General features: G+C 29.5%; 10 protein-coding genes and 3 tRNA genes. 12 read left to right on the forward strand and 1 reads right to left on the reverse strand.

The genetic code is table 11. The features are described 5' to 3' along the window. The first annotated feature begins 19 nt into the window (after positions 1 to 19). The 5 genes from J4863_RS02185 (at position 20) to J4863_RS02205 (ending at position 3,287) form a co-directional block, all read left to right on the forward strand. Complete coding sequence (locus tag J4863_RS02185; RefSeq protein ID WP_211618852.1) at positions 20 to 2,119, forward strand: glutamine synthetase III; 2,100 nt, start codon at positions 20 to 22, stop codon at positions 2,117 to 2,119. A gap of 191 nt (positions 2,120 to 2,310) precedes the next feature. Then, a tRNA-Ser gene (locus tag J4863_RS02190) sits at positions 2,311 to 2,397 on the forward strand. 19 nt (positions 2,398 to 2,416) lie between these two features. After that, positions 2,417 to 2,510 (forward strand) — tRNA-Ser (locus J4863_RS02195). Between the two features lie 54 nt (positions 2,511 to 2,564). After that, positions 2,565 to 2,641: transfer RNA gene (locus J4863_RS02200), tRNA-Arg, on the forward strand. 208 nt (positions 2,642 to 2,849) lie between these two features. Beyond that, positions 2,850 to 3,287, forward strand: a complete 438-nt coding sequence (locus J4863_RS02205) for a hypothetical protein (protein ID WP_211618853.1) — start codon at positions 2,850 to 2,852, stop codon at positions 3,285 to 3,287. 76 nt (positions 3,288 to 3,363) lie between these two features. Here the strand turns inward: J4863_RS02205 and nadR are convergent, their stop codons facing one another. Continuing rightward, a complete protein-coding gene (gene nadR / locus J4863_RS02210) occupies positions 3,364 to 4,458 on the reverse strand; it encodes a multifunctional transcriptional regulator/nicotinamide-nucleotide adenylyltransferase/ribosylnicotinamide kinase NadR (protein WP_211618854.1) in 1,095 nt (364 codons plus the stop codon). A 529-nt stretch (positions 4,459 to 4,987) separates the two neighbouring features. Here nadR and J4863_RS02215 point away from each other — a divergent pair. The 7 genes from J4863_RS02215 to tyrS all read left to right on the forward strand — a co-directional run bounded on the left by J4863_RS02215 (position 4,988) and on the right by tyrS (position 11,461). Then, positions 4,988 to 5,230, forward strand: a complete 243-nt coding sequence (locus J4863_RS02215) for a FeoA family protein (protein WP_249111547.1) — start codon at positions 4,988 to 4,990, stop codon at positions 5,228 to 5,230. Next, positions 5,230 to 7,425: a ferrous iron transport protein B gene (gene feoB, locus J4863_RS02220; protein WP_211618855.1), complete on the forward strand. Its 2,196-nt coding sequence runs from the start codon at positions 5,230 to 5,232 to the stop codon at positions 7,423 to 7,425. Before J4863_RS02215 ends, feoB begins: the two co-directional genes overlap by 1 nt. 44 nt (positions 7,426 to 7,469) lie before the next feature. Further along, on the forward strand, positions 7,470 to 7,631 hold the full coding sequence (locus tag J4863_RS02225) for a FeoB-associated Cys-rich membrane protein (RefSeq protein ID WP_211618856.1): 162 nt from the start codon (positions 7,470 to 7,472) through the stop codon (positions 7,629 to 7,631). Between the two features lie 203 nt (positions 7,632 to 7,834). Next, positions 7,835 to 8,482 (forward strand): aspartate/glutamate racemase family protein, encoded by a 648-nt coding sequence (locus tag J4863_RS02230; protein ID WP_211618857.1) that lies wholly within the window; start codon positions 7,835 to 7,837, stop codon positions 8,480 to 8,482. 48 nt (positions 8,483 to 8,530) lie between these two features. Continuing rightward, positions 8,531 to 9,286, forward strand: coding sequence for a polyprenyl diphosphate synthase (gene uppS, locus J4863_RS02235; RefSeq protein WP_211618858.1), 756 nt, complete (start codon positions 8,531 to 8,533; stop codon positions 9,284 to 9,286). Further along, positions 9,276 to 10,202: a phosphatidate cytidylyltransferase gene (locus J4863_RS02240; protein WP_211618859.1), complete on the forward strand. Its 927-nt coding sequence runs from the start codon at positions 9,276 to 9,278 to the stop codon at positions 10,200 to 10,202. Before uppS ends, J4863_RS02240 begins: the two co-directional genes overlap by 11 nt. A 35-nt stretch (positions 10,203 to 10,237) precedes the next feature. After that, on the forward strand, positions 10,238 to 11,461 hold the full coding sequence (tyrS, locus tag J4863_RS02245; protein WP_010128246.1) for a tyrosine--tRNA ligase: 1,224 nt from the start codon (positions 10,238 to 10,240) through the stop codon (positions 11,459 to 11,461). The last annotated feature ends 96 nt before the right edge of the window (positions 11,462 to 11,557 follow it).

The following is an 11,557-nucleotide window of genomic DNA, read 5'->3' on the forward strand; positions in this document are numbered from 1 at the left end:
ATAAGAAAGAGGTATTTTTATGGAAAACGCGATGAAAGTTTTTGGAGAAAACGTATTCACGGAAAGTAACTTAAAAAAAAGAGTTCCAAAAGAGGTTTTTAAAGAATTTCAAGCATCTCAATTAGGACAAACTGAATTATCAAAAGCATCAGCTGAAGTTATTGCAAATGCAATAAAAGACTGGGCAACAAAAAGAGGAGCAACTCACTACTGTCACTGGTTTCAACCGTTAACAGACCTAACAGCTGAAAAACATGATTCATTCTTGGAACCAACAGGAGATAAAGATATTATTTACAAATTTTCTGGAAGTAGCTTAATTAAAGGTGAACCAGATGCATCATCATTCCCAAATGGTGGAGTTAGAAGTACATTTGAAGCAAGAGGTTACACAATTTGGGATACAAGTTCATATCCTTTTATAAGAGAAAATAAAAATGGAGTAACATTATATATTCCAACAGCATTTATTTCGTTCACTGGATTAGCTTTAGATAAAAAAGTACCTTTGTTAAGAACGATGAAATATGTACATCAACAAGCATTAAGAGTGTTAAAAGGTTTAGGAAATACAACTTCTAAACACGTTTTCAATACTTTAGGAGTAGAACAAGAATACTTCTTAGTAAGCAAAGAAATGTTTGAAAAAAGAGACGACTTATTATTAACAGGAAGAACATTAGTAGGAGCACCTGCACCAAAAGGTCAAGAATTAAGCGATCACTATTTTGGTAAAATTAAAGATAAAGTAATTAACTTTATGAGTGATGTAGATGTAGAATTATGGAAATTAGGAATTCCTTCAAAAACAAGACATAATGAAGTAGCACCTAACCAATTTGAAGTAGCTCCATTATTCTCAATTGCAAACTTGGCATCAGATCAAAACCAAATTATAATGGAAACAATCGAAAAAATTGCTTTAAAACATGGTTTAGTAGCATTATTACATGAAAAACCATTTGCAGGAGTAAACGGATCAGGAAAACATAACAACTGGTCATTAGGAACAGATGATGGAATAAACTTATTTAGTCCAGGAAAAGATCCTAAAACAAACACACAATTTTTAGTTTTCGTTTCAGCAGTAATCGAAGCAGTAGACAGATATTATCCAATGTTAAGAACAGCTACAGCTACAGCTACAAACGATCACAGATTAGGTGGACACGAAGCACCTCCAGCAATAATTTCAATCTTCTTAGGAGATGAATTGACTACAATCTTAGAAAATATTGCATTAGGTAAAAATTCTCCAGTTGCTGAAGCATCACAATTGAATTTATCAGTTGACGTTTTACCAACATTAAGCATGGATGCAGGAGATAGAAACAGAACATCACCATTTGCATTTACTGGAAATAAATTTGAATTCAGAATGCCTGGATCAAGTTCAACACCAGCAAGTTCAGCAGCAGCAATTAACGCAATGGTTGGAAAAGTATTATCTGAATATGCAGATAAATTAGAAAATTCAACAAATATAGATGAAACTGTACAAGAAATCATTACAAATGCTTATAAAAATCACTCAAGAATTATTTTCAATGGTAATGGATACAGTGAAGAATGGATTGAAGAAGCTAAAAGAAGAGGATTATCAAACGATACTTCATCAAATATTGCATTGAGAAAAATGTTAGATCCAGAAATTTTAGAATTAGCTGAAGAAATTGGAATGTATTCTAAAATAGAATTAGCAGCTCGTTACAATGCTTACGCTGAAAGATACATAACTCAATTGTCAATCGAAGCAAAAACTTTAATTGACATGGTAAACAAATTAATTTTACCAGCAGGAATTAAATATGCAGACTTATTAGCTACTCATATTGAAAAAAATGCTAAATATGGTGAAGAATTCGTAAAAGAACAAGAAGAATTATTAAAAGATGTATTATCTAATATTTCTGAAATTAGAAAAGAAACAAAATCATTAGCTGAAAAAGTTGAACTTGTAAAAAATGAAGAAGATGTTACAAAACAAACTGATTTAGCTCGAGAAGAATTAAATACAGGACTTGAAAAATTAAGAGTTCCTTGTGATAATTTAGAAAAAGTAGTGGACTCATCAATTTGGCCATTACCAACATATAAAGATTTATTATTTAAATTATAATTAATTGAAATAAGTTCAAGATTTTAAAAATTTTTGAATAAAAAACATAATAAAAGACTATTAAACCCGCTCTTTATCAATATTAGAGTGGGTTTGTCTTTAAATAAATTTAAAAATATTCAAAATATAGTAAAATTATTTAAAAAAAATCTTGACAGATATAAAAAAAAATAGTATAATAATCAAGTGATGGGTGGATGTCCGAACGGCTAAGGGACCGGTCTTGAAAACCGGCGAAATCGCAAGATGTCTGGGTTCGAATCCCAGTTCACCCGCCATTGAAAATTGATATATTTTGGAGAAGTGGCAGAGAGGCCGAATGCGCTCCCCTGCTAAGGGAGTATCCGAGCTAAAACTTGGATCGAGGGTTCAAATCCCTCCTTCTCCGCCATTTTTTTTTACAAGTAAGTTTTTTTAATTTAATAAAGAAGTAAATAATTTGTGTGCATCTATAGCTCAACTGGATAGAGCGTCTGACTACGGATCAGAAGGTTGTGGGTTCGACTCCTGCTAGGTGCGCCATTTTTTTATAATAAAATATTTTTGGTTTTTTTATTTTATGATATTGACTATTTAAAAGAATAACGTTATAATTCATGTGAGTTAAGAGAAGGAAATAAATATACCTGTTTCTAAATTAACTTAATATAAATAAATCACAATAAATTTTGAAATTTCATTATTGCAAAAGATGTAATTTAGAATGGGTATTGTGAAGTAAGGAGTAAGTATGAAAAAAATTGTTTTATTAGTTGTGTTGATGTTATCTACATTAAGCATGGCTATGGCTTCTAAAGACTCGAGAGGAGTTTTACTTATGAGTGAAGAGGAGTGGATGAATTTTTACAATCAGCCTGGAAATGATATTCCGTTATGTGCTATAATTGGTTCGTTAAAAATGGAAGAAGGTTATATAAAAGATGGTAAAAAAATGGGAGAAACATTGGCTGAAAATAAAAAGAGACAAAGAGACATAAGTTTAGCTCTTGCAGGTCAAGGTTTAAAAGATGTGAATCAAGGGAATACAAAAGTTCATGAATTATATTATGCAGCTGTTTGTAAGAGATTTACTGATAAAGAATATAACATGGTAGGGTCACCATCATTTAAAAATGAAATGGAAAGAATCTTTTCTGAACATCAATTTGAATATGATGTAACAGAATAAAAATATACGTATTTTATAAAAAAGTCTTCTTAGATAAAATTCAAAGAAGACTTTTTATTTTTATAAATGAAATAATTTAGTTAAAACTGTCTGAAATTTTTTGTAATTCAGAATTGTCAGCACCATCCAAATATGCTTTGATAATAGCTTTACATGCTAAATATCGTTTTTCATAGTTATTTGATGCGACAGTTATGTATGGAATATTGTATTCAGCATATAATTTTTTTAATAAATTCTGGAAATTCATACGTCTTTCTTCTTGTCCAATAGATCTTAGTCCATCACTTACCCATTTTACATTATTTTCTAGGAGAATTGTTAAGTCAAAACGATAATTGTTTACAAATTCTCTAACGATTGGGTTGTCACGTTTTTCGTATGTTAAGCAAAATGCTAGTGTGGCAATATAGTCTGTGTCGATTAATGCAAATTTATTCGCATTTCTAGCGGCGTAAAGTACGTTTGTTTGATGTCCGAAAACAATTTTTTCATAATCAGAATATTGTAGAGAATCTTCGTCGCCTCCTAATTTTTCAAAAACGTATTCACGACCGTATTCCCAAGCAGATGATGTATTAAATACATTAGCCAGTTTATCGACCATAACACTTTTTCCGCTACTTTCTCCACCACAAATTGTGATTAGTGGGATTAAATGCTCTCTCACTTCACGTGGTAAAAAATTCCAGTATTTACTTGGATTCTTACGGATTTCAATTGAATTAACATTGTATTCAAGATATTCTGGGTCAATTGATTTTGTCTGTGAACCAAAATATTTTAAGTTATAGTCTTTATCTTCGTGTCTGTTACTAATAAAAAGTATTTCATCCTCCCAAATTACATCAGGTTCTCTCACTTCAATTTCTTTTTTTAAAAGAGAAGACCATTGTTCCCAACCTTCTGGGAATGGAGGGCAACTACTTTCATCAAATAAAAATGAATGAATATTTTTTTGATTTTTAAAAGTTTGCTTTATAAATCTAAGTCTATCTTTTGGTGTGATTTCTTTGATAAAACGAGAATTTGAAAAAGTCTCCAAATCTTTATCGTCTGAATAAGATACTACAACATAAAGTTTATCAACAATTCCGCTCGCTCTCTGAATTAAATTAACGTGTCCCAAATGCAAAGGCAAAAAACGCCCAACTACAATTCCGATTTTCATAAAAACTCCTTTCAATATTAGTACTAGTCTCATGTATGAACTATATATATGTTATTTTATATAGAATTCAATAAAAATAATATAAATTCGTTTTAAAAATAAATATTATTAATAGTCTAAAAGAATGAGACATTTTTAGTCAATATAAATTACAGAATACTAAGTAAAATGTATCATAAAAAATGAACCTTTTCAACTATTTTTAGAAAAAAATTCTTTTTTATAATACAAAATGAGATTTTTAGATTAGTGAAAAATAGATAAAACAAAAACATATATTTAGTAATTTTATTTTTATAAAGATAAAAACTTATAGAAAAATTTTGTAAAAGAACATTAGTTTTATTGGTTTCTTAAAAGTAATTATTTTAAAAATGTAAAGATTATAAATTGAAATTTTGAAAATAATTTAAAAAAATAAAAAAAATTTTAAAAAAGACTTGATTTATTTTGAAAATAGGAGTAAAATTGCTTTGATATTAAAACATTATTATCGTTGGGATTAAATATTTTGAGAATGAAATAAAAAATGAAAAAAAAGAAGGTGGAATTTATGAGATTGACAGAAGGAAGAAAAGGAAGAAGATTTTTGTTAAAGAGTATAGATGGAAAAACTTTAGCGATTAGATTGTTGAGTTTGGGATTATGTAACGGTGATGAATTTATACTTGAAAATGTTGCAAATGGAAATTTTTTGTTGAAAACATTGGAAACTAAAATTGTTCTTAGTCATAATTTAGCACAAAAACTTAATATTGAGGTGATTGGATAATGATAAATATCGCATTTGTTGGAAATCCAAATGTCGGGAAGACAGCTTTGATAAACAAGATTTCTAATGCTAGTTTGAAGATGGGGAACTGGCCTGGAGTTACGATTGAGAAAAAAGAAGTTTTTTTTAAGGTTGGCAATGAAGATGTTAAATTAATCGATTTGCCGGGAATATATAATTTGTCTATTGGAACGCCAGAAGAAAGAATTTCAAGAAATTTCATATTAGAAGAAGATGTAGATGTTATTATAAACGTTGTAGATTCAACTTCTTTAGAAAGAAATTTATATTTAACGGCTTTATTGAAAGAAATGGGAAAACCTATGGTAATGGCGTTGAATTTCGAGGATGAATTTAAAAAATTAGATTATAAATTGAATTTAGAAACTCTTGAAAAGCAATTAGGAATGAAAACAATTTTTACGAGTGGTAGAAATGGTGCTGGAATTGATGAATTGATGAAGGAAGCTGTCGAAGCATTTAAAAGAAATCAGACACAAAAACAAATTTCTTATAAATTAAGTTTTGATAACAATATTGAAAAAGAAATAGATAGTGTGAAAGAAAAATTATCAAAACTTAAAAATAAAGAAATTTTGAAAAAATATTCTTTGGATTGGTTAGCAATAAAAAGTTTGGAAAATGATATGAATTTATTTGCTAATTTGAAAACAAAATATGGTGTAGATATTAGTGATTTAGCGAAAGAAGAGCGAGAAAATCTAAAAAAAAGATACGGGATAGATTCAGCAGATGTGATTTCTCAAGCTAGATATGCGACTGTAAAAGGTATAACATCAATGAATTTAAAAAGAAGTTCAAAAAATAAATTTGCTTTAACAGATAAAATCGATAAAGTTTTATTGAATAAATTCGGTGGTGGAATTGTATTTTTATGTATAGTTTATGCGATGTTTGTTATAATATTTGATGGAAGTTCGCCTTATATAGATTGGATTGACGGATTTTTTAGTGATTTTGTAATAAAATATGTGGGACATGCGATTGAAGGGGTGCCTGATTGGTTACGTAGTTTCGTGCTTGATGGTGTTTTAGCTGGAGTAGGTTCTGTGTTGACATTCGTTCCATTAATGTTTTTTATCTACTTTTTCATGGCAATTTTGGAAGAAAGTGGATATATGGCGAGAGTTGCATTTATTTTGAATAAAATGATGACAAAAGTTGGTCTTTCTGGAAAAGCATTTATTCCTATGTTAGTTGGATTTGGATGTACAGTTCCTGCGATTTATGCAACAAGAACATTGGAAGATGAAAAAACTAGAAGATTGACAGGGATTATTGCGACGTTTATGTCTTGTGGAGCTAGATTGCCAGTGTATTCGTTATTAGCGGTAGCGTTTTTTAGTAAAAATGCAGCACTTGTAGTTGTTTCTATTTATGTAATTGGTGTGTTTATGGCACTATTAATGGCATTTATTTTAAAAAGATTTGATTATTTCAAAGGAAATAATACAGAATTGTTGATAGAATTGCCGCCTTACAGAATGCCGAGTCTTAAAGTTGTATGGAATAGTATGAAAAATAAAACAATGGCTTATATTAAAAGAGCAACAACAATTGTATTGGGAATATTGTTAATTATTTGGTTCTTTACATATTTTCCAAATAATAATAATCCTGAAACATCATATTTGGGACAAGCTGCGAAAATTGTTCAGCCTGTATTTAAACCAACTGGATTTGGAGATAGATGGGAACCTGTAGCTTCAATAGTTCCAAGTATAATTGCAAAAGAAACAGTAGTTGGATTCTTAGGACAAATATTGTTGACAAAAGCAGATGAAGATGAAAAAGTTGAATACAATATTGGTAGTGATTTAAAAGATCAAGCAGTAGGATTAAAAGATGCTATGGTAAAATCGTTTAAATCAGTTGGAAATATTGCGAAATTTAAGATTGATACATTGACAATGTCAGATGAAGAAACATTGGATAGTGATGCAGGTGGAAATATCATTCCATCGATAAGAGCTTTGTGGAACGATAAATATGGACCAATTAGAGCATATTCATTTATGTTGTATGTGCTTTTAGTAATTCCATGTGCAGTTGCGATGGGAGCTTTGAAACAAGAATTTGGATGGAAAATGTTAGGAATGCAAGTGGCTATGTTATCAATTTTACCATATGTAGTTTCTACAATATTCTTTAATGTAGCAAGGCTTTTTATGTAGATAAATAAATTGTAAAATAAAAAATGAACTAGAAGGTGATTTAGATGAAAACAATAGTTGTAGGATTGATTGCAGCATTGATTGTGTATTTAGTTTTCAGAAAAATTTATAAAGATTACAAAAAAAATAAAAATTTTTGTGGAACAGATTGTTGTAGTTGTGGTACAAAAACTACTTGTCATATTCCAAAAGATGAAAATAAATAATTGTAAATATTGGTTTTGTTAATTATACTAGAATACCCTCGTGACTTTAGTTGTGAGAAATTCAGTAGGAATAAGAAATCAATAAATATGAAATTTTAAGATTAAAATTGAAATTTTGAAAAATAATTGAATAACAAGAGGCAAAAATTCAAGTCATTATGAAAATGAGACTTGTTTTTTTGTTTTATAAGGAGGAAAAAATTTTGAAAATAGCAGTGATGGCTGGGACGCCGATAGATACAGAAATGGGAGAAGATATGTTGAAGGAAAATGAATTTTTAGATTTAATTTCTTTTCCAATTTCTGAAAATCCGATTGAACAGACAATTTTTCAGACGTCGACAAATGATTTTAAAGAAAAAGTAATTAATGAAAAAATAGATTTTATGAAAAAAAATGATTCTGACATTTTGTTTGTTTATTGTAATTCTTTAAGTGGGGTAGTGGATTTTGAGAAAATTTCTCGAGAGAGAGGTGTAAAAATTATTACGCCATTGCAAATTTATTTTGAGCTGGCTAAAGAATATAGGAAAATAGCTGTAATTTCAGCAAATGCACAGGGATTATCTGGGATAGAAAATGTATTTTTTAAAAGTAATCCAGAAATTAATGTTGTGGGATTGACATTTTTAGAGGTTGTGAAGGAGATTGAAAAGGGAATTTTGCCAGAGAAAATATCACAGAAATTCAATTTTGATGGATTGGTAAAATATTTGGAAACATTGAATGTAGAGGCGATTGTTTTAGGGTGTACACATTTTCCGTATATCATTGATGAAATTCGAAAGAGAACAAATATTAAAATAATTAATCCTGCGGATAAAATGGTATCAAAAATACTTGAAAAATAGCAATTAGACTGGTATAATGAACTAAGACTTTTTGTAAAGGGGAAAAATATGGAAAATATTGTGATACCAAAACATATTGCAATAATAATGGATGGTAATGGCCGTTGGGCTAAGGAAAAAGGCAAGATTCGATTGGAAGGGCATAGAGCTGGTGCAAATGCTTTGGAAAATATATTGGAATGTTGTGGGAAAATAGGTGTTAAATATTTGACTGTTTATGCGTTTTCTACTGAAAATTGGAAGCGACCAAAAATGGAAGTAGAAGGATTGATGAACTTATTTTCACGATATTTGGATAATAAGAAAAAAGAGTTAAAAAAACAAGGTGTGAAGCTACTAGTAACTGGTGCTAAAGAAAATATTTCTGAAAAATTGTTGAAAAAAATAGAAGAAACAGAGAATTATTTGTCGGATTGTGAGAATATAGTGTTTAATATAGCGTTTAATTATGGGGGTAGAAGAGAGATAGTAGACGCTGTGAATAAAGTTTTGGAGAAAAAATTTTTGGAGCAAAATCAAGTTGCTGAAAATGGTGGTTTTGTAGAAGAAAAAGCTGAGAATTTTAAAATTACAGAAGAAGAATTTTCGAAATATATGTATCGACCAGAAATTCCAGATCCAGAGCTTGTAATACGAACAAGTGGTGAATTTAGAATTAGTAATTTTTTATTGTGGGAAATTGCGTATTCAGAATTTTATATAACAGATACGTATTGGCCTGATTTTGATGAAAAAGAACTAGAAAAAGCAATATTATCTTTTAATAAAAGAGATAGAAGATATGGAGGACTGAATGCTAAGTAGACTATTTATTATTGTTCTATTTGTCCCTTTTTTATTGTGGATATTTTTAAAAGGGAATGTGATGTTTTTAGTATTTACTCTTGCGATAATTGGTGTATCATTGCATGAGTTTTATAAAATGCTAAAAGATAAGGGATTTGAGGTTGCCAGTCGGATAGGACTCGGATTAGGATTATTTCTACCTTTGGCGATATATTTTCAACAAAATTCAAAAAATATATTTTCATATTTTAAATTTGAATTTTTTAAACAAATAAATTTTGATATGGGTGGATTTATTGTTTTTGCAATAATTTTGCTTTCACTTCGTCAAATATTTAAGGTGAAGATAGAAAATGCAATGGCAGAAATTTCGTATACGATGTTTGGAATAATATATGTTGCATATTTATTTTCATACATATTATTGTTGAAGTATGAATTTCCTAATGGAAGAGTGCTTGTAACGATGACATTTATATTAATTTGGACTTGTGATAGTGCGGCGTTTATTGGTGGAAAAACACTTGGAGGTAAAATTTTCAAAAGAAGATTGGCTCCAAAAATAAGTCCGAATAAGTCTATAGAAGGTGCGATTTTTGGTGTTTTAGGAGTTTTTGGAGTGATTTTGATTTTTGATAAATTATATTTAGCAATAGCAAATGTTATATGTAAATTTTCGATAATTTCAAAGGCTTGTAGTCCTGAAACGTATCAATCAATTGGATTAAAGGCGTGGGAAGCATTTTTATTGGCTTTGGCGATAGGTGTTTTTGCTGAATTGGGAGATTTAGTGGAATCTAAGATAAAAAGAGAATTTGGAATAAAGGATTCAGGAAATTTATTGCTTGGACACGGAGGATTTTTAGATAGATTCGATAGTGCATTGTTCGTGTTACCGATAGTTTATTTCTTTATGAAATATGTAGCTCATTAATAAAATAAAAAAGAAGAAGGAGAAAAAATAAAAAAATGACAGAATTAGAAATTAAACAAGAAGTAGAAAGACAATTTAATATTTTAAGTCGTGGGTGCGATGAAATAATTAATGAAAATGAATTTAAGAAAAAGTTGGAAAAATCAATTTCAACAAATACTCCATTAAGAGTAAAATTGGGGATTGATCCGACTGGGTCTGATTTGCACTTGGGACATGCGGTACCTTTGAGAAAATTGAAACAGTTTCAAGATTTGGGACATGATGTGTTTTTCTTGATTGGGACTTTCACTGGAAGAATTGGAGATCCAACTGGAAAATCTGAAACTAGAAAAATGTTGTCAGAAGAACAAGTTATGGAAAATATTAAAACATATTTGGATCAAGTAAAATTAATTTTGGATTTAGATAAAATTAATGTTGTTTACAATGCTGACTGGCTAGAAAAATTATCGTTATCAGATGCGTTGAATTTGTTGTCACAATTTACAGTTTCACAAATGATTTCGAGAGAAGATTTTTCAAAAAGATTATCTGAAAATAAACCAGTTTCATTGATTGAGTTTATGTATCCAATTTTACAAGGTTATGATTCAGTAGAATTACACGCTGATGTGGAATTAGGTGCGACTGAACAAAAATTCAATTTGTTAAGAGGAAGAGATTTACAGAAAAACTTTGGTCAAGAGCAACAAATTTGTATGATAATGCCGATTTTGGTTGGACTTGATGGAGTGGAAAAAATGTCGAAATCATTAGGAAACTACATTGGTGTAAAAGATACGCCAAACGATATGTTTGGTAAAGTTATGTCAATTTCAGATGAATTGATGGAAAACTATTACACAATGATAACTGATGTTCCTTTTGAAAAAATTGAAGAAATTAAAGCACAAATCGCAGATGGAAGTTTACATCCGATGGAAGCTAAAAAACAATTGGGAGCAGAAGTTGTAAAAATTTACTACGGTGAAGAAGCTGCTAAAGAAGCGAGAGATTGGTTTGAAAATGTATTCAGTAAGAGAAACTTAAATGTTGACTTGCCTGAAGTTGAATTGGAATATAAAGAAGTTGGAATCATTGATTTATTAGTAAAAGAAACAGGATTAATGAAAACAACAAGTGAAGCTAGAAGATTAATTCAACAAGGTGGATTCAAAATAAACGATGAGCCAATAAAAGATGTGAAAGCTACAGTTGTTCTTGAAAGTGGAATGATTGTGAGAGCTGGGAAGAAAAAAATTGTTAAAGTAAAATAAATTTAATATAAAGGAGCTGTCTTATAAGTTAAAATTTTGATTTATATAAATTAGATGTACTTGTAAGGCAGTTTTTTTTGAAAATATAAGGTTGTG

Origin of the sequence: Leptotrichia sp. oral taxon 221 (assembly GCF_018128245.1) — a bacterium.
Lineage (GTDB): Bacteria > Fusobacteriota > Fusobacteriia > Fusobacteriales > Leptotrichiaceae > JABCPH02.